The 20,378-nt window shown below is 42.1% G+C and carries 16 protein-coding genes; 6 read left to right on the forward strand and 10 right to left on the reverse strand.

Features of this window, described 5'->3' with window-relative positions:
* Positions 1-116 precede the first annotated feature (116 nt).
* A complete protein-coding gene (locus tag HMPREF0106_RS13130) occupies positions 117-1,598 on the reverse strand; it encodes a RagB/SusD family nutrient uptake outer membrane protein (RefSeq protein ID WP_009039885.1) in 1,482 nt (493 codons plus the stop codon).
* 14 nt (positions 1,599-1,612) lie between these two features.
* Positions 1,613-4,741 (reverse strand): SusC/RagA family TonB-linked outer membrane protein, encoded by a 3,129-nt coding sequence (locus HMPREF0106_RS13125; protein ID WP_009039886.1) that lies wholly within the window; start codon positions 4,739-4,741, stop codon positions 1,613-1,615.
* 157 nt (positions 4,742-4,898) lie between these two features.
* Between HMPREF0106_RS13125 and HMPREF0106_RS13120 the strand changes: the two genes are divergently transcribed.
* The 6 genes from HMPREF0106_RS13120 (at position 4,899) to bioD (ending at position 11,968) form a co-directional block, all read left to right on the forward strand.
* A complete protein-coding gene (locus HMPREF0106_RS13120; RefSeq protein ID WP_032851305.1) occupies positions 4,899-6,008 on the forward strand; it encodes a DUF4421 domain-containing protein in 1,110 nt (369 codons plus the stop codon).
* A gap of 91 nt (positions 6,009-6,099) precedes the next feature.
* A complete protein-coding gene (gene bioA, locus HMPREF0106_RS13115) occupies positions 6,100-8,514 on the forward strand; it encodes an adenosylmethionine--8-amino-7-oxononanoate transaminase (protein ID WP_009039888.1) in 2,415 nt (804 codons plus the stop codon).
* Between the two features lie 221 nt (positions 8,515-8,735).
* Positions 8,736-9,890, forward strand: a complete 1,155-nt coding sequence (locus tag HMPREF0106_RS13110) for an 8-amino-7-oxononanoate synthase (RefSeq protein ID WP_009039889.1) — start codon at positions 8,736-8,738, stop codon at positions 9,888-9,890.
* Positions 9,887-10,546, forward strand: coding sequence for a DUF452 family protein (locus tag HMPREF0106_RS13105; protein WP_009039890.1), 660 nt, complete (start codon positions 9,887-9,889; stop codon positions 10,544-10,546). The genes HMPREF0106_RS13110 and HMPREF0106_RS13105 overlap by 4 nt, the downstream gene beginning before the upstream one ends.
* A gap of 10 nt (positions 10,547-10,556) precedes the next feature.
* Positions 10,557-11,324 (forward strand): malonyl-ACP O-methyltransferase BioC, encoded by a 768-nt coding sequence (bioC, locus tag HMPREF0106_RS13100; protein ID WP_009039891.1) that lies wholly within the window; start codon positions 10,557-10,559, stop codon positions 11,322-11,324.
* Positions 11,321-11,968: a dethiobiotin synthase gene (gene bioD / locus HMPREF0106_RS13095; protein WP_004316902.1), complete on the forward strand. Its 648-nt coding sequence runs from the start codon at positions 11,321-11,323 to the stop codon at positions 11,966-11,968. Before bioC ends, bioD begins: the two co-directional genes overlap by 4 nt.
* 43 nt (positions 11,969-12,011) lie before the next feature.
* Here the strand turns inward: bioD and HMPREF0106_RS13090 are convergent, their stop codons facing one another.
* From HMPREF0106_RS13090 to accC, 8 genes are all read right to left on the reverse strand, one after another.
* Entirely contained in the window at positions 12,012-13,571 is a 1,560-nt protein-coding gene (locus HMPREF0106_RS13090) for an ATP-binding protein (RefSeq protein WP_008019626.1), read from the reverse strand.
* Between the two features lie 76 nt (positions 13,572-13,647).
* Complete coding sequence (locus HMPREF0106_RS13085; protein ID WP_004316065.1) at positions 13,648-14,070, reverse strand: HEPN domain-containing protein; 423 nt, start codon at positions 14,068-14,070, stop codon at positions 13,648-13,650.
* The gene (locus HMPREF0106_RS13080; protein WP_004316066.1) at positions 14,067-14,381 is read right to left on the reverse strand and encodes a nucleotidyltransferase domain-containing protein; all 315 of its coding nucleotides are present in this window, start codon (positions 14,379-14,381) and stop codon (positions 14,067-14,069) included. The genes HMPREF0106_RS13085 and HMPREF0106_RS13080 overlap by 4 nt, the downstream gene beginning before the upstream one ends.
* 216 nt (positions 14,382-14,597) lie before the next feature.
* Positions 14,598-15,278 carry an REP-associated tyrosine transposase gene (locus HMPREF0106_RS13075; protein WP_009039892.1) on the reverse strand — a complete coding sequence of 227 codons (681 nt, stop codon included), beginning with the start codon at positions 15,276-15,278 and terminating at the stop codon, positions 14,598-14,600.
* Positions 15,279-15,413: 135 nt separating this feature from the next.
* Positions 15,414-15,854 carry a DUF3592 domain-containing protein gene (locus tag HMPREF0106_RS0124590; RefSeq protein ID WP_008643557.1) on the reverse strand — a complete coding sequence of 147 codons (441 nt, stop codon included), beginning with the start codon at positions 15,852-15,854 and terminating at the stop codon, positions 15,414-15,416.
* Between the two features lie 7 nt (positions 15,855-15,861).
* Complete coding sequence (locus HMPREF0106_RS13070) at positions 15,862-18,219, reverse strand: PAS domain-containing protein (RefSeq protein ID WP_008643560.1); 2,358 nt, start codon at positions 18,217-18,219, stop codon at positions 15,862-15,864.
* Positions 18,220-18,306: 87 nt separating this feature from the next.
* The gene (locus tag HMPREF0106_RS13065; protein ID WP_004314803.1) at positions 18,307-18,831 is read right to left on the reverse strand and encodes a biotin/lipoyl-containing protein; all 525 of its coding nucleotides are present in this window, start codon (positions 18,829-18,831) and stop codon (positions 18,307-18,309) included.
* A 29-nt stretch (positions 18,832-18,860) separates the two neighbouring features.
* Positions 18,861-20,372 carry an acetyl-CoA carboxylase biotin carboxylase subunit gene (accC, locus tag HMPREF0106_RS13060; RefSeq protein WP_009039893.1) on the reverse strand — a complete coding sequence of 504 codons (1,512 nt, stop codon included), beginning with the start codon at positions 20,370-20,372 and terminating at the stop codon, positions 18,861-18,863.
* Positions 20,373-20,378: the final 6 nt, after the last annotated feature.

Here is a 20,378-nt window from a genome sequence, read left to right on the forward strand (position 1 = left end):
ATGGGGTGTGTCACATTTTGCGCTCCCTCTTTTCCAAAGAAAACGACCGGTATGCATCGTCACGACGTATACCGGTCTACAAGTTAAGGTCAAAGTCAAAAAATTAAGAGAGCTATTTATATGTTAGGGTTAGCGTTAATTTCTTTCTGTGGAATAGCATACAAATAATAGGTGCTATTTACTGTAAACGGTTTACCGTTCGGGAAGTTGAGGAACCAATGTCCCAGAGGATTTCGTTTTTCAAAGCTACCACCCTCCTGCCAGCAATCGACTTCTGTCTTCTGCATTTCATCCGATAAAGCAGCACGTTCTACTGCCTTTTGTGTACGAAGTATATCGGTAATACCAAATCCTTCCCCCCAAAGTTCACGGCGACGTTCCATCAGAATCTCATTGATTACATCTTCCTGTGATTTTCCTGTCACCTCATAATCCCCTACTCCACGGGCATTACGCAATGTATTCAATGGAGCTACAGCCTGGGCCAACGCTACGCCGTCACGAACTTTCGCCTCCGTTTCTATCAAATACATTTCAGCAGCACGCATCAAGACCAGATCAGCCGTATCATCTGCACGCATGTGAAATTTCTTATATCCCAAATATCCTTCACGCATCCACTGAAACAAAGGTAAACGAATATCACCTTCGGTAAATGTATCTTTCAGATGGGGATCAGCCATAAAGCTGCTATATGCTCCTACGTATGTTGCATCCAAATAATAGAAATTATAGCTGGCATCCGATTGGGAAGGAATTTGAGGAAATCCCCATATCCATTCTTTATTGGAAATGTTATTAAAACCTTCGTACTCGGCTGTAGTTGTCATCAACGTATATCCTGCACGTGCTGCTTCGGCAGCTTTTGCGGCTTCTTCCCATTGTCCGGTCAGCAAGTAAGCGCGAGCCAAAAGACCGTTGACCACTGCAACATTCGGTTTGAACTTTTGATTATCACCGCTGCGGACATAGTTTTTCAAATAGTCCTTCGCCAAAGTGAGATCGTCGAAAATAAGCTGATAAACCTGTGCCACTGTTGATTTTCCTTTCGGTACAGTGGAGCTATTGCTAGGTTCGGTATATATAGGAACACACGGAGCATCTTTATCTTTCAAGTAGGTGAATTGATAATGCTGTACCAAGTGCAAATAACAAAAGGCGCGTAATGCCAATGCTTGTCCCTGTGCCTGACGGAGTTCTTCCGAATCCCCCTTGATAGAAATGGCAGTGTTACAATTATCTATCGTTTTATATATCAGATACCAGGCAAACTCTGTTCTACCATTTGAGGATTGCGCTATATCATTAAACTGATACGAAGAGTTAAAACCATATTTCGGACGGGAAACAATATCACTTGCCATCATATCATCCAGACACTGAAGTGCCCGATAACCGATATTGGCATAGGTACTTGAATAATCAAACAGATTATACCAGGCACCATTCACAAGTGCCTCCGCATTTTCGGGTACAGATACCTTATCCGAACTTACCGCATCTGTGGGGTCCGTATCCAAAAAACTGCTGCTACAACTCGTTGCCAGGAAAAGTCCGGCAACTGCCGCAAGAATGGATTGAATTTTTATTTTTCTCATAATTTAGTCTGAATTTAGAAAGAAACATTGATACCTCCGGAGATGGTTCGCATAGCCGGATAACGGTAATAAGTGATACCGGTAATTCCCTGTTCAGGGTCTAGTCCCTGATTCCGGTGAATGGTAAACAGATTATCTCCTTGTACATATACCTGCACACTGCTCAATGATAACTTACTAATCCATTGTTTGGGTAAGTTATAGGAAAGTGTCAGGTTTTTCAATCGCATATACGAATTATTCTGCAAGAAGCGAGTGGAAGCCGAGTTCCAGTTATTAGAGGTAGTACTCAAAGCAGGGACATCGGTATAGCGATTGTCGGGAGTCCATCTTCTTAGAATCTCCGTCGACCAGTCGCGACCTTCCAAACTTCCATTATGCAGAATCATTGTAACATCACGATTGTAGATATATCCGCCGATACTGTAAGCAAAGATAGCCGAAAGATCAAATCCTTTCCAAGAAAGAGACGTATTGAATCCGCCATACACCTTCGGAAGAGACGATTTGTTGACATAATAATAGTCAGCCGAACCATAATCATTTGTTGTGACACGTTTTCCGGTCGGATTCTTATTTGCATCCACCTCATCCTTATACCACAGCGGATCTCCATTTTCCGGGTCTACTCCCGCCCACTCTATCATATAGAAATCATACACCGAACGACCTACCTGCAACTTGTTCACACCACTTCGCGGCATATCTTTCAATGGAAGATCTGTCACCTTATTCTTATAATGCGTCAAGTTCATACCCAGTTTCCATACCCAACCATTCTGATTGATAATCGTTCCGTTAAGCACCATTTCTATACCTGTATTCTTCAAGGCTCCTACATTTTCGTCAATAGAACCATATCCCAGGGAAGGAGCTATCGGACGTGAATAAAGCAGGTCTTTCGAACGACGTGTAAAGAAATCAAACGAACCGGAAAAACGGTTATTGAACAGGGAGAAGTCAATACCTGCATTAAAGTTGAGGTTTGTTTCCCATTTCAGATTCGGAGTCGCCATACGGTCGGACACTAACGCATTTTCTCCCAAATTGGAAACAATGGTATAAAGTCCTTTACTCGCATAATAAGTACCCAGGTTATCATTTCCCTGCGCACCATAGCTCATTTTCAGAGTCAAGGCAGAAAGCCAGTCGGAAGTACTTGCCATAAACTCTTCCCGGTCGATACGCCAGGAAGTACCCAACGACCAGAAATTTCCCCAGCGGGTCTCCGGCGCAAAACGTGAAGAACCGTCGCGACGATAGGATGCCGAGAAGAAATATTTATTTTGATAGTCGTATAATGCTTGAGTCAGATAACCCACCAACGCATAGTCGATGCGATACCCCGAACCTCCGGTCAACTGTGAACCAACTACTAGTTCCGGCATATCAGGCTGCGCCATTTTGGAACGTGATGCCGTCAGTTCATCGTAGCGGTAGGAATAGGCCTCCACACCGGCAAGAACATTAAAATGATGTTCACCAATTGTCTTGTCATACGTAGCAATATTATTCCATGTCCAAGAGAAAGTACGGGTATTCATTCGGCTGACACCGCCGCCGTTTTCTTTAGCCGGACCTAATTGGGGGTTCGTATAATCCAACGTATTATAATTAATCAAGTCAAAGTTGAAACTAGTCTTGAATTTCAATCCCTCAATAATCGTAGCTTCCAGGAAAGTACGACCGGAGACTTCATCTTTCATTCGTTCTGATTTATCCAAAGGCAAAGTAGCCGGCAGATTCCAGTTTGCCATCGAACCGGAAGGACGATAAGAGCCGAAGTCATAAATGCGGTCTCCATTCTCATCCAATTTGTAGCTACCGTCGGTATTCATTTCATAAATCGGATAAAATCCCGGCATGGTACGTCCTGCAGTAATCACATTACTGGTTTTGGAGTCGGAAGAAACCGGATAGTTCTGCATAGAATGTGCAAAACTCAAATTGACTCCTCCCTTCAACCAGGAAGTCATTTCGCTGGTGATATTGGAACGAAGATTGAAACGCTGATAACCCGATTCAAGCGCAATACCTTTATCATTCAGGTATCCGGCTGAAAAGAAATACTGATTTGCTTTTCCGCCTCCGGAAACACTTAGATTCAACTCTGTGCGAAGTGCCTGTTGTTCCATGGCATCACTCCAGTCTGAATTCCATAATGGACGGGCACCTGCCACCAATTTTCCATCTGTACCGACCGGTTGCGTATATTGGGGACCGTATGGATTGGGGCCACCTCCCATCAATTTCGTAACCAGGTCTTTGGATGCTTGTGCCGCAGCAGTTGCCGGAGTATAATCCGCGCTCTTGGCGTACTGATTACGAAGTGCTTCCCAATACAATTCAAAGTATTGATCGGTACTGACACGATCATAATCACGCACGGCACGATTGGAACCTCCTAAAGAGGCTTTTACCTTTACGGTCGCTTTGGTATTTTGATCTCCTTGCTTGGTTGTGATAATAATCACTCCATTTGCGCCACGTGAACCGTATAAAGCAGCAGAAGCCGCATCTTTCAATACTGTCATCGAAGATATATCATCAGGATTGATAGAGTTCACACTACCGTCGAACGGAACACCGTCCACCACATAAAGCGGAGCACTGGATGCATTGATAGATCCGATACCACGAATACGGATTTCCGCATCCGTACCCGGCTGCCCGCTTGCCGCACTAGCCTGCACTCCGGACACCGTCCCTTCTAATACGCGCGATACGCTCGAAGTCTGTAGCTTTTCAATCTCACCTGCTTTCATCGTCGAAGCTGCTCCGGTAAAACTATACTTCTTAGCGGTAGCATAAGCTACTACCATTACTTCTTCCAGTTCTTTACTTTCCGATTCCAACGTGACATTAATCACACTTCGGTTATTCACCGGTTGTTCTACCGATCTCATTCCTACAAAACGGAACACTAAAGTGCCGGTAGCAGGAACTTCAATTGAATAATTTCCATCAATATCGGTGATGGTGCCGGAGGATGCTCCTTTCAATTGTACGGAGACACCAGGCAAGGGCTCCCCTTCAGAAGTCACCGTACCCGTCACGCGTTTCTCCTGCTGTGCTTCCGCATATACTATATTTCCTGCAAAAAGCAGAAGAGACACGACTAATAAACGTAAATAGATTCTCATAATTTTGTGGCTTAAGATTTATTTGCTTGTTGTAACTAACAGTATATTGAACTTTTTTGTTTAGGAAACGAAACATTTTTTAGAAGATTACTAGCATAAATCAACGAAAGGTAGTACATTCGTGAAACGAAAAATAGCTAAAACAACAAAGAACCACATGGGGAAACGGGTTATTCTATATCTTTTTCTGTTATTTTCACTGTCCTTACAGGCACAAAGTGAAGAGAAAGCCCTTTCTACAAATGATAGTACAAGAATAGATTCCACAACGGTCACCCAGCCCAGTCCTTTCAAAAGAGCAATCAAGAAATTTATGAATTTCAGTGATTTCGATACGCTCTATATCAGCCCGAACCGTTATAATTATGCGTTGATGGCTACTCATTTCAGCAACTTCGAATATTACTCTGTCACCAGCGAACAGCCTCAACCACAAAAACTTAGTTTCTCTCCTAACCCGCATAATAAAATAGGACTGTATTTCGGCTGGCGATGGATTTTCCTGGGATGGTCCGTAGATGTGGATGATATCTATCGGAAAACCAACCGGAAGAATAGAGGTACAGAGTTTGACCTTAGCTTATATAGTTCCAAACTTGGCGTAGATATATTCTACCGTCGTACCGGAAACAATTACAAGATACATAAGATCAGAGGATTTTCTGAAGATATTCCCTCCAACTATTCCGAGGATTTCAGTGGAATAAAGGTGGATATAAAAGGACTGAACTTATATTATATCTTCAATAACAGAAAATTCTCTTATCCGGCCGCCTTCAGCCAGTCCACCAACCAACGACGCAACGCGGGAACATTTATTGCCGGTTTTTCTATTTCAAAGCATCATCTCGACTTCGACTACACAGAACTTCCTGTTTTTCTACAGCAGACAATGAATCCCGGTATGAAAGTCAAGGATATAAAATATACCAATGCCAATATCAGTTTCGGATATGCCTACAACTGGGTCTTTGCCCGCAACTGCCTGGCATGTTTGTCTCTCACCCCTGCCATTGCCTATAAAGCCTCTGATGTAGATGCGGAAACTCACGAAGGAAAAGCATGGTACGGCAAATTTAATCTGGATTTTCTACTTCGTGCAGGGGTTGTTTATAATAACGGAAAATACTTTGTAGGTACTTCTTTCGTTGGGAAAAACTATAATTACCACCGGAATAATTTCTCTGTAGACAATGGTTTCGGCACTCTTCAGATATATGCCGGATTCAATTTCAACTTACGCAAAGAATACAGGAAAAAGAAATAAAAGTACGGATATCAGAAATCGTAAACTTGCTTGCTTATCCAAAGAATCTTTGTACATTTGCCACGTTCTAACGAACAAAAGTAAAAAATCAATGAAGCAACAACGCCACATACAGACCACACGTACCCTTCTTTCCCGCTTCCGTTATTGGGGCAGAAAGAACTATGCCGCTTTTGCGAGTATGGGACGTGAATTCCAAATCGGTCATCTGCACATCAATGTTGTGGACGTTGCCCTTCGCAAGCAGAATGCTAAAATTACTATCCCTTATCATACATTTATGACACTTCAGGAAATAAAAGACCAAGTGTTGGCAGGCATTGATATTTCGCCCGACCAAGCCGCTTGGCTAGCCAACATGGCTGACAGCGAGGCGCTATATGCCGCCGCGCATGAGATTACCGTCGCACGTGCTTCGCACGAATTCGACATGTGTTCCATCATCAACGCCAAGTCCGGCCGATGCCCGGAAAACTGCAAATGGTGTGCACAATCCTCTCACTACAAGACTAAAGCCGATATTTACGATCTCCTTCCCGCTGAAGAATGTCTCCGACAGGCGAAATACAATGAAGCTCAAGACGTCAACCGTTTCTCTCTCGTTACCAGCGGACGAAAACCATCTCCCAAACAGATTACCCAACTTTGCGATACCGTTCGTCAAATGCGACGTCACTCGTCCATTCAGCTCTGTGCTTCTCTGGGGTTACTTAACGAAGAAGAGCTACGTTCCCTATACGAAGCCGGAATCACCCGTTATCACTGTAACCTGGAAACGGCTCCGTCTTATTTTTCCAAACTCTGTACTACGCATACACAAGAACAAAAACGAGCTACTCTTGATGCAGCCCGTCGTGTAGGCATGGATATCTGCTGCGGAGGTATCATCGGTATGGGAGAAACGATGGAGCAACGGATTGAATTTGCTTTCACTTTAAAAGAACTGAATGTTCAGTCCATACCTATCAACCTGCTTAGTCCGATTCCGGGAACTCCACTGGAAAACGAGCGGCCTTTAAGCGAAGAAGAAATACTTAAAACCGTCGCTATCTTTCGTTTTATTAATCCGACAGCTTTTCTAAGATTTGCCGGAGGACGTTCACAACTATCTTCCGAAGCCATGCACAAAGCATTATATATCGGAATCAACTCGGCTATCGTAGGCGACCTGCTGACAACTCTCGGTTCCAAAGTATCGGAAGACAAAAAGATGATTCAGGAAGAAGGTTATCATTTCGCCGGTTCCCAATTTGACCGCGAACATATCTGGCATCCGTACACTTCTACCACCGATCCGCTTCCTGTCTACAAAGTGAAACGGGCAGACGGCGCCACTATTACCCTCGAAGACGGACGGACACTCATTGACGGAATGTCTTCCTGGTGGTGTGCAGTGCATGGATATAATCATCCGGTATTGAATCAGGCGGCAAAAGAACAATTAGATAAAATGTCTCATGTCATGTTCGGGGGACTGACGCATGAACCGGCCATTGAATTGGGGAAACTATTATTGCCTTTGGTTCCTCCCTCCATGCAGAAAATATTCTATGCAGACTCCGGTTCGGTAGCCGTAGAAGTGGCACTGAAAATGGCTGTACAATATTGGTATGCAGCAGGAGAACCGGAAAAGAACAATTTCGTGACTATCCGTTCCGGCTATCACGGTGATACGTGGAATGCCATGTCTGTATGTGATCCGGTGACGGGTATGCACAGTCTTTTCGGTTCGGCATTGCCTGTACGTTATTTTGTCCCGTCCCCCACTTCCCGGTTCGACGGAGAATGGAATCCGGAAGATATACTACCTCTGCAAGAGATGATTGAAAAACATTCAAAAGAGTTGGCGGCGCTTATCCTGGAACCGGTGGTACAAGGAGCAGGTGGAATGTGGTTTTATCATCCGCAGTATCTGCGTGAAGCAGAAAAACTTTGCCGGAAGCACGATATTCTTCTAATCTTCGACGAAATAGCAACGGGATTCGGACGTACCGGCAAACTCTTTGCGTGGGAACACGCCGGAGTAGAACCAGATATCATGTGCATCGGCAAAGCACTGACCGGAGGATATATGACACTTTCTGCCGTATTAGCCAGTAACCGGATAGCAGATACCATCTCCAACCATGCACCGGGAGCTTTTATGCACGGGCCTACATTTATGGGTAATCCACTTGCGTGTGCAGTGGCTTGCGCTTCCGTTCGCCTATTACTCGAATCCGGTTGGCAAGAGAATGTGAAGCGAATCGAAACTCAACTGAAAGAAGAACTGGCACCTGCACGGGAATTTCCGGAAGTAGCTGATGTACGAATACTCGGAGCTATTGGAGTCATTGAGATGAAACGTCCGGTAAATATGGCCTATATGCAACGACGATTTGTGGAAGAAAGAATCTGGGTACGTCCCTTTGGCAAACTCGTATATCTGATGCCGCCTTTCATCATTACTTCGGAACAATTAAGCAAACTGACTTCCAGGTTACTTAAAGTTATTCAAAAAAGATGACAGATAAAAAGAATATTACCGGATTTTCACCCAAAGCTCTGTTCCTCGGTGAGCAAAAGGGTGTTCCTCGGTGAGGAACGGACCTTTCCTCACCGAGGAAGGATACCTTGGTCGGTGAGAAACTGCCGGGATAATTCTTCTGACGATAAACATCTTATAAACAACAGATTACACTTTCAATCATTCATCTATCGAATACAAATTACTTAAAATAACAATTCATGACATTAGAGTATATAAACCAGGAACTCCAGACCTTGAAAGAGAAAAAGAATTACCGTTCTCTCCCACCGCTAATCCATGAGGGGCGAGATGTTCTGCTGAACGGACAACGAATGTTGAACTTATCTTCTAATGATTATCTCGGACTGGCCAATGATATTTCATTGAGGGAGGAATTCTTAAGGACGCTCACTCCCGAAACTTTCCTGCCTACCTCCTCTTCTTCCCGGTTATTAACCGGTAATTTTAGTGACTATCAGAAGTTAGAGCAACAGCTAGCCACCATGTTCGGAACCGAAAGTGCACTCATATTCAATAGTGGTTATCATGCCAATACAGGAATACTTCCTGCCATTTGCAACACTCACACCCTGATTCTTGCTGACAAGCTGGTGCATGCAAGCCTGATAGACGGAATTAAATTATCATCAGCTAAATGTATCCGGTATCGTCACAATGATATTTCCCAGTTGCAGCGACTGATTGCTGAAAATCATAACGCTTATGAGCAGATTATTATTGTTACCGAAAGTATCTTTAGCATGGATGGCGATGAAGCTGATCTTCCCGCTCTCATTCAACTCAAAAAGAGCTATTCCAATATTCTTCTTTATATAGATGAGGCTCATGCTTTTGGTGTACGAGGGAAAAAAGGATTAGGATGTGCTGAAGAACAAGAATGTATCAACGATATAGATTTTCTAGTAGGTACATTTGGGAAAGCCATTGCCTCGGCAGGAGCTTATATCGTCTGCCGACAAGTTATCCGTGAATATCTAATCAATAAAATGCGCACGTTTATATTCACCACTGCACTTCCTCCTATCAATATTCAGTGGACTTCATGGGTGTTAGAACGTCTTCCAGCTTTACAACATAAGAGAACTCACCTGCTACAAATCAGTGAAAAGCTAAAGGAAGCCCTTACAACCAAAGGATACAATTGCCCCTCGGTAAGCCACATTGTCCCTATGATTGTCGGAGCAAGTGAAGATACCATATTGAAAGCAGAAGAACTCCAACGCAAAGGATTTTACGCATTGCCGGTACGTCCGCCTACGGTTCCCGAAGGGACTTCACGCATCCGCTTCTCACTGACAGCGGACATCACTGAACATGAAATCGACCAACTCATTAAACTGATAAACGGATGAAACAGTATTTTATCATAAAGAATAATCAAAAGCATCTATTGCTTTTCTTCGCAGGCTGGGGAATGGATGAAACTCCATTCCTGCAAATTCACCCGACCGATAAGGACTGGATGATTTGCTATGATTATCGTTCATTAGAGTTCGATGCCGACATTTTGCAAGAATATTCCGAAATCACCCTCATTGCCTGGTCAATGGGAGTATGGGCAGCCTCACAGATAATGAAACAATATCCATCCCTACCCCTTTCCCAAAGTATCGCTATCAATGGCACTCTTTATCCCATACATGAAACGAAAGGGATTACTCCTACCATTTTCGAAGGAACCCTGCAAGGACTGAATGAACAATCCCTGCAAAAGTTTCAAAGAAGAATGTGTGGTTCAGCAGCCGATTACAAGGCTTTTCAGACAGTAGCTCCCCAACGTCCCGTTGAAGAGCTCAAAGAAGAGCTTGCTGCCATACAAAAGCAATACTTATCATTGCCACCATCAGATTTTGCATGGCAAAGAGCCATCATAGGAAAAAGCGACCGTATCTTCCTGCCGGACAGCCAATGGCTGGCATGGAGAAACAAAGTGGATTCCCTTGAATATATAGAAGCCGCTCATTATCAACAAGACCTTTTTGATAATGTAATCATGCAAATCAACTAATGATCGATTTATGGATAAACAACTAATCGCCGAACGTTTCTCTAAAGCCATTGCTACTTATCCCCAGGAAGCAAACGTACAAAGGCAGATAGCAGATAAAATGATTCACCTGCTTACAGAACACATCTCTTTTCCCTGTTCAAAAGTGATTGAGTTCGGATGCGGCACAGGTATTTATTCCCGTATGCTACTTCAGGCTCTTCGGCCGGAAGAATTATTGCTAAACGACCTTTGCCCGGAAATGAAGTACTGTTGTGAGGATATATTAAGAAAAGGACAGGTTTCCTTTCTTCCGGGAGATGCAGAAACAGTTCCTTTCCCCGCTGAAAGTACATTAATTACTTCCTGCTCGGCTCTGCAATGGTTCGAATCTCCTGAAAACTTTTTCAAAAGGTGCAACGCCCTGCTTAATAACCAAGGCTATTTCGCTTTCAGCACTTTCGGTAAAGAGAATATGAAAGAGATACGAGAGTTAACAGGAAACGGGCTCCCTTATCGTTCACAGGAAGAGCTTGTTAAAGCCTTGTCATCCCACTTTGACATACTCCATTCGGAAGAAGAACTTATTTCTCTTTCGTTTGATAACCCCATAAAGGTACTTTATCATTTGAAGCAGACAGGAGTAACCGGAATATCCGGCACCTCTTCCCAACAACTGCGAACACGTCGTGACTTGCAGTTATTCAGTGAACGTTACACACAAGAATTCACCCAAGGCACTTCAGTGTCCCTGACCTATCACCCCATTTATATCATCGCAAAAAAGAAAAAAGTATGAAACAGAATGTATATTTCGTAAGCGGTATCGACACCGATGCCGGCAAGAGCTACGCCACCGGATTTCTAGCTCGTGAATGGAACAAGAACGGACAGCGTACCATCACTCAAAAGTTTATCCAAACAGGAAACATTGGTCACTCCGAGGATATTGATTTGCATCGTCGTATCATGGGAATCTCCTTTACAGAAGAAGACAAAAAAGGACTGACTATGCCGGAAATTTTCTCTTATCCCGCCTCTCCGCATCTAGCTTCCCAACTGGATAACCGTCCCATTGACTTCGGCAAAATCAAACGTGCTACGGAAGAGTTGAGCGAACGCTATGATTTTGTTCTGCTCGAAGGCGCAGGTGGCTTAATGGTTCCGCTAACAACAGAGCTTCTGACAATAGACTACATTGCCCAAGAGAATTATCCGCTTATCTTTGTTACTTCCGGTAAATTGGGAAGCATCAATCATACTTTGCTTAGCCTTGAAGCCATACAAAAACACGGTATTGTACTGGATACAGTACTTTATAATATGTATCCTACCGTAAAAGATAAAACGATTCAGAATGATACGATGAACTTCATTCAAAACTGGCTGAAGAAGTATTTCCCGGATACGAAATTTATATTAGTTCCGGAAATAAAAGAATAAAAAGACTTATGACTTCAAAAGACTAGCCTCACTATTTGCCGGGCTAGTTTTTTGTTTCTACAATCCACTTTTCAATATTACGGGTTTCCGCACTGAAATTTACTCCTATTTTAAAGAGTTTACGTCCGTCCATTTCGAAAGGAAGAGCATAATTCTTGTCGTTAATCTGCTGTAAAGCATCTTCTGCCGTACCGTTCAACTTAAATTCCATGATATAAATAAATTTATCGGTCTGCAAGACAAGGTCGATGCGCCCTTCACTCGTATGATACTCTACCTTGGTGTAGAAACCTAGCAGTTTAAAAACGATAAAAAGAACATTTTCGTAATGTAGCTCCTGGTCCCGAATCACTTCGTAAGTAGTGTCTGCAAAGAAACTTTGCAGACGGCGGAAGAAAGAGTTATAATCACCGGAACGCACTTCACGAACAAACTTCTGAATCTCAAAAGGCGACTCGACCTTATTTACGTTCGCATAAAAAGGAAGCAGGAAGCGGATAAAACCTTCTTCCACTTCGCGATTGGGGAAACCCAAGCGATACATTCCAAATTCTTCATCATACCCCTTAATGGTTAGGTATCCACTCTGATAAATTACCGGGATGGGATTGGTGGATTCAGAATCTATACTGTTCAATACTTGGACATCGGTCTCTTCATGTGCCATCCGCTCCAGGTCATAATGATGTTTTTTTAGCAATTTCACCAAATAGGTAGGCGTACCCGTTTCAAACCAATAACTACCAAACTCCTTACGCTTGAAAGCGTTCAGCAGACTGAACGGGTTGTACATGCCGATTGAATTGTGCGTAAAATGATAACCGTCATAACACTCTCTCAAATCTTCACAGAGTTTGTCATACGTTATTCCACGTGCTGCTGCAAATTCATGTAGTTCCGCTTCCAGATTTTCATGGATTTCACGCTCGCTGACACCACAAATTTCGACATACTCATTCCACATTGAAATATCATCCAGATTATTCAAATCACTGAATACACTGACTTTGCCAAACTTTGTCACGCCGGTGAGCAGAGCGAACTTTATATACCCGTCCTTCGTTTTCAAAGCGCCATAAAATGGCTTCAGAGTATTTCGGAATTGCTTTTGCAGTTCCTCATTACCGATAGCTTGCAGCATAGGTTTGTCATACTCATCTACCAGAATAACTACACGTTGTCCGGTCTTCTCACAAGCACGCTGAATGATACCTGCAAAACGCAGGGAAAAAGATGTCTCGGATGGACGGGTGCCGTATTGGCTTTCCCAATATTCCAGATTATCATTCAATATCTTATCCAGACTTTCCGGAGTGTCATACTTCTCGATATTCAGGTCGAGATGCAATATAGGATATTTAATCCAATCCTTTTCCAACTTTTCTACTGCCAAACCGGTAAACAGTTCTTTTTTTCCTTGAAAGTAAGCCTCTAAAGTAGAAATGAGCAGACTCTTTCCGAAACGGCGCGGACGACTCAAAAAGTAATAACGCCCGGTCTTTACCATTTGATACATCAATGCCGTTTTATCAATATAAAAATAACCATCCTGACGAAGGCTTTCAAAATTCTGAATACCGATAGGATAAATTTTATTGCTCATAATCTCTTCTTTTAAAAATCAACAACACATAAGTGAAGCAAGCGGATTCAAAATCCACTGGGACGGTTCACCTTCCTTATATAGATTCCCACTCTTTATCTCTTATTAATTCTTGAATACTATTTATGAAAGTCTCCGCTTGTGGATATAAGTTGTTTACCATTTCTTCGTCACAATATACAAAGTCATCATAATCTCCACTATGCCTTTTTTCAAATAATGTAGAAAAAGTTTTTCCTACTTTTACAGGAAGTTTTCCTGTCGAAATAAAGTGCAGACCAAGCATCGTCTTCACCCCATTATGAGTCTGCGTTTGAATATCATATTTTAAAAGAAGAGCTACAGTTGCATAATAGCATGCATAATACAGCCTGTTAATAGCAGCATTATAGAATGACTCACGTATCATAACCTCAGCCTCTCTCAATGTTTCATAAGCACGTTGTATCCGATAAGCGACCAGTGCTTTCTTACTTTCCTTATCTAGAATTTCTTTCATAAGACAATACCTTCGTTTATCACATTTACATAAAAAGGTGTTTTAAAAGGCCGGTTCTCCCAAAATTTCTTCAAAACAACTATCGGGCTAATACTAACACCTGTTTTCAATTCCAATTCATATAAAGGTAATGTGATAGCTTCTTCTTTAGCCAATGTCATTTTGTCACCTTCCACTAAAATGAGTAAATCAACATCACTATCATGCCTGGCATCCCCACGCGCCTCAGAGCCATATAAAATAGCCTGCGCATTGGGAGCAACACGTTTTAATGTTTCACGAATAGCTTCTATAATCTCTGGTCTCTTCATTTCTTACTCTTTCTAAATGCATGAATGAATCAAACTTACTACATTACAAAGATACATTTTTCTATCTAAACAACATCACATCTTACATGAAAGTTCGCCATAAAATCATTTAAAGTAGGTTTCCGTTCTCTGTTCAATCTGCTCTGTTCAATCGGATTTGCAATCCGATTGCTTGAGTATCAGGATTTGTAATCCACTCCTTAACCTCTTGCCTTCTTAAACTACAATCACCTCTAGCAGTCCTTTATCACCCGCATAACTCACCGCCGAACTATATAAATAATCTTCCTGCCGTGCAACAATCTCCTGCTTCACCGGATTATTATGAATATAATTCAATTTTTGCAGAAAGAAGTCATGCAAATAAATTAATTCGGGATGATTACCTTCTTGCCAAAAACGATACTTAGATATCTTTTTGTCATTAGCTCCGGCAAAGCGAAAACGATCCAGCATCCATTCGCGACGACTTTCTTGAGGATCTGTTTCGAGTTCTGCCATAATACGTTTACTAGTAAACTTTTTAAAATCTCGAAGGATATCCGAAACAGATGCTTCTGTTCCGGAACTGACAATCATGTGCAAATGGTTACTCATTAATACCCAGGCATAAATTCTTAAGCCTTTTTTCTCCTGACAATAGGCTAGTGACTCCAGAATTATATGCTTGTATTTAGGACGGGTAAAGATATCTATCCAATCGACAACGGTAGAAGTAACAAAATATAATTCATCTAAAACTCGATTCGCAGTATCCATTGATATACTAATTTGATTAGAGAGGATAAATGTACGATTAAAATCGAAAGAGACAAAGGATTTTAAACGATCGGATAAGATAAGCGGATTAAAAATCCTGATACCAAAGACCAGCGGATTATAAATCCGCTGGCTCATGCTCATGGCTTCTAATGGTTAAGCATTCTACAATTATTCACCGATTTTGTAGACTTCTCTTCTAAGATAATTGAATATTCTAAGAACAAGAAATAAAAAAGTGACCGGTAGAAAAACAGTCACCAATTAACCCTTTCACTCAACAACAATCGTACTAATTTGAGGATTATGGCTATCGTATGTAACCGTCACAGGATACATAGAGCCATAATCCTTTATTTTTTTAATAAAAGGGATATTCTGTCTGGTATAACCCAAAGAAACTTTGCTAGAATAATGTTCTCCTCCAACCATATATTGATAATAGACTACGAAAGAATAAGAAACACTACCACCCATTCGCCCTTGAGTCATGTCATATTTAAGTTCATGGCGTACGATATTTCCTACTGTTTCTTTATCATAATTTTCTGGAAGTGAAGAATAATACAATAAAAAAGACACAAACACCATAAAAAAGAAGGCGATTATAGCAAATGAATATTCCGACCAAAAAGTTCCCTTATGAGGAGGCTTCTGCACATACTTCTTTTTCGGTATTGTTTTTATGATCTTACGTTTTCTCTTCTGTCGCATCTATTCATTAAACAATAGTCGAATATTTATCCAAAGCCTTTCTCAAAGTTCTTTCCGAAACCGGTTTAGTCACAAAATCATTGCATCCCATCTCCAAAGCCAATTCTTTATCCGTTTCAAAAGCATAAGCCGTCAAAGCAATAATAGGAATATCTTTGGAATAAGAACGAATGATATGCGTTGCTTCCAATCCATCCATGCGTGGCATTTTTATATCCATCAGAATTAAGTCCGGTTGATACTGCTTATACATTTCAATGGCTTCCACCCCATCCTTAGCCCAAAGCAATGTATATTCCCTGCCGATCAGATTCTTCAGCAGGATGAAATTACTTTCTACATCTTCCGCTACCAAAATCTTTTTGATCTGTTGCACACGATTTACAGTATCTCCTTTAGATTCCGTCTTTGACATTTTAAAGATTTCGCCGAGTTCTCCGGCTTCTTCATAAGGAATCGTGAAATAGAACGTAGAGCCTTTACCCAATTCAGAAGTCACTCCTATTTCTCCACCGATCTTTTCGATAATCATCTGACAGATAGATAGCCCTAATCCTGTGCCTTGAGCAAAAGAGTTCAGTTTGACAAAACGCTCGAAGATATGATCTACCTTTTCCGGTTCTATTCCTATTCCTGTATCCTTCACATATACACGAATATTTTTATCCGTCCGCTCAAAACCCAAACGAATCTCTCCTGCATACGTAAATTTACTCGCATTAGTCAGGAAATTCGTTATCACCTGCATGATACGATTCTGATCTCCCTCAATGAATAAATTCTCATCCTCATTATCAAAAACAAGAGTTACCCCTTCTTTCACACGTTCTTTATGAACAGCATAAATTGTCCGGCAAACTTCTCCCAGATTCATTGGACGCTTGATATATTCCAGTGTCCCGGCTTCTATCTTCGATAAATCCAGAATATCATTAATCAGTTGCAACAAAATATCCGAATTCTGATTGATAATACCCGAATAGAGCTTTTTCTCTTCAGCAGTTTCGGCAGCAGGCAATAATTGAGAGAATCCTACAATTGCATTCAGGGGTGTCCGGATCTCATGACTCATATTAGCAAGGAAAGCACTTTTCAATCGGTCGGATTGCTCCGCCTTAATCCTTGCCTTTATCAGTTCCTGCTCAATATTCTGAAGATTAGTAATATCCCAAGAGATACCAATCAGCAACGGTTTGCGTCCTTCCATCGGCACAAGCGCCTTTAACGTCTGTACAATACGCGCTTTCCCGGTGACGGAAAGATACGTTTCCTGCATATCAATACGCTTATGGGTCTGAAGTAATTCCAAATCATCCTTACGGAATTTCTCTGCGTCTCCATGACTCGGAAATACTTCATAGTCCGTATGTCCAATCGCTTTAGACGCCGGGATACCTGAATGGTCGGCAAATGCTTTGTTCCAATACAAATACCTAAAATCATTTTCCGGGTCTTTCACAAACAGATAGACTGGGATATTATTCAAAATACCATCCAGCAATAGATTTAGTTCGCGAAGTTCATCCTGTTTCTTTATAACATCAGTAATATCCTGTGTAAAGAACCAAGTCAGTTCTTCATTATTCTCACGAATCAGAAATGTAGACACCTGATGCATCCGCTCTTTATCTTCACCTTTCCGCATATAGGCAGCACGATAAGCAAAAGTGCCATCATTGTCACGTATTTCCTGAAGACGTCTTTCCCACGCCTCCTTTGTTGTCATAGAGACGGGCAAATCATATATCTTTTGGATACCCATCTGTTGGGTAACTCCGTATTCTTCTATAAATTGCTTATTTGCATAAACCAATGTCCCGTCTTCCGATACGGCAAGAATGCTGTCACTCACTTTATCGAGTACACTCTTGAAAACCTCCAGTTGCCTTTGCGTGGTCACCCGCTCCGTTATATCACGGCACATAATCAATACATACTCCTCATCCAACGGAAAGATACGATTTTCGTAATGATGATGTTCGCCATTAAAATCCAATTCATGATGGGCGGTTGAAACAGCTCCCGTGCTGACAGCCTGACGCATATTGGAGTGAATATTCTGATATGCTTCCGGTGGAACCATTTCCCGCATATACATTCCCTTAAAATCTTTATTTGATATCCCGACATGATTGGTTTCTTCATTGGAAACAACTTCAATGCCTACTTCGTTCTGATTGAAGACAGTCAGCATATCCGGCAAAGAGTCCAGAATCCTGACAGCATATTTTTCTTTGAAACTCACGGGACGATTACTTATATTCTCATTCCTAAGAATAGAAAGCTCCTTTTTGAGCTGCTCATTTTCTTTCTTTAGCGCTTCCAGCTGTTCTAATAGTACTTTTTGGTTTTGTTCGGTGTTCATGATATATCAGAATTAATGCGTACTTATCTGCCAAAAGTAAATCTTTTTTTGAAGATAAGTACGCAAAAACCAGTTTTTTTTTGAGAATCATTCAATTACCATGATCCGGTCGTTCAATCCCACCTTCATGCCATCTTCCACAAATACCTCTTTAACTACTCCATCCGTCACCGAACGTATCTCATTCTCCATCTTCATTGCCACCAATACGCAAAGCGGATCGCCACGTTTCACACTATCTCCTTTCTTTACATACGTCTTCAGTATTACTCCCGGCATCGGTGCCTGTACTACCTGACGTCCTACAGACTCAGCAGCAGTGCGGGCATTATGTATCTTCTCCATTTCTCCCTGCAATTCAATCTGATAAAGCTCCCCTTTATTCATGATTGTATATGAATTATTGGAAGAGGGAGAAATCTGCACTCCATGCGAGTGGTGATCGATGATAATTGAATGGATAGAGTCGCCACCCATGTTATAATCGACCTCATATATCTTACCATTGACTGCAATCTTCTTGATTGGTCCGTCCTCCAGTATTTCCACCTTATATTCACTATCCGGCATGTCCTGGAGCTTGGCGTAATATGTAGCTAATGTTGTACCCATAATCTGTTCTGTTATTTTTTAGTCTTACATCAATAATTATTAGCAGTCATCTGCAACTTACCATAATACTTCCAGAGCGATTCGCCTACCACCGGAAGCGTTGTGGCACGGGAAGCCGCTTCTTTCTCCCGTTCGTAGTGTCTCACTGCGGCAGCAATGACAGCCACTGTCGGATCGGTATTCTGACGGCGTTTCAGATCTTCCTTATCAAAGCGCGTATCAATAAACGTTGTATCATATTCGCCTTTCAGGAAAGCTGCATTCTTCAATACACGTTGATGGAAAGGAATTGTTGTTTTAATTCCCAAAATCTTATACTCGCGCAAAGCACGTGCCATATTGGAAATGGCAGAAGCACGGGTACGTCCCCAACAACATAGCTTGGCAATCATCGGGTCATAATGCAGAGAGACTTCAAATCCGGCATAAGCGGCACTGTCAAGACGCAGGTTACGCCCTTCGGGAGCTTCACGAACAGTAATCACCCCGGGAGAAGGTATGCAGTTATTCTCCGGATCTTCCGCATAAATACGACATTCGATAGCTGCTCCGCTAAACTGAATATCATCCTGTTTATAAGGCAACGGATTTCCGGCGGCAACTGTTATCATATCCCGAACCAGGTCAACTCCCGTACATTCCTCCGTCACAGGATGTTCTACCTGCAAACGGGTATTCATCTCGAGGAAGTAGAAGTTTTGGTCTTTATCCATCATAAACTCCAATGTCCCGGCACTGTAATAACCTATTTTCTTACAGGCTTCCACAGCAACCTTCAACATTTTCTTTCTCGTCTCTTCTTTCACAAAAGGAGAAGGACTTTCCTCTATCACTTTTTGATTACGGCGCTGAATAGAACATTCACGTTCGTAAAGGTGGACCACATTGCCATATTTATCTCCCATGATCTGAACTTCGATATGATGCGGGTTCTCGATGTATTTCTCAATATATACCGCATCATTGCCAAAAGAGGTCCCTGCTTCGGATTGTGACAAACGAAGAGCCGTTTCCACTTCTTCTTCCGTACGTACCAAACGCATTCCTTTTCCTCCACCTCCGGCAAGTGCTTTCAGCATAATGGGATAGCCGACTTCATTAGCCACCTTCTTCACTTCATCAATCCCCTGCACAGGTGTTTCGGTTCCGGGAACAATGGGTAATCCTGCTTCACGCATAATCTTGCGGGCTTCTGTCTTGATTCCCATTTTGGAAATAATGTCCGCACTCGGTCCGATAAAAATCACTCCTTCTTCTTCACAACGGCGGGCAAAATCCGCATTCTCCGACAAGAAACCATATCCCGGATGAATAGCAGCACCGGTCTTTTTAGCAATGGACAAGATCAATTCCGGCTTCAGGTAGGAAGTATCTTCGGGCGATTCGGAGATGCAATAGGCTTCTTCTGCATAACGTACATGCAAAGCTCCGCGGTCTACATGGGTATAAACAGCCACCGTTGCGATATTCATCACCCGACAGGTACGGAAGATTCGCATCGCTATTTCACCGCGGTTGGCTACTAATATTTTCTTTATCATAATCTT

It is taken from the genome of Bacteroides sp. D22, assembly GCF_000163675.1.
In the GTDB taxonomy this organism is placed as follows: Bacteria; Bacteroidota; Bacteroidia; order Bacteroidales; family Bacteroidaceae; genus Bacteroides; species Bacteroides xylanisolvens.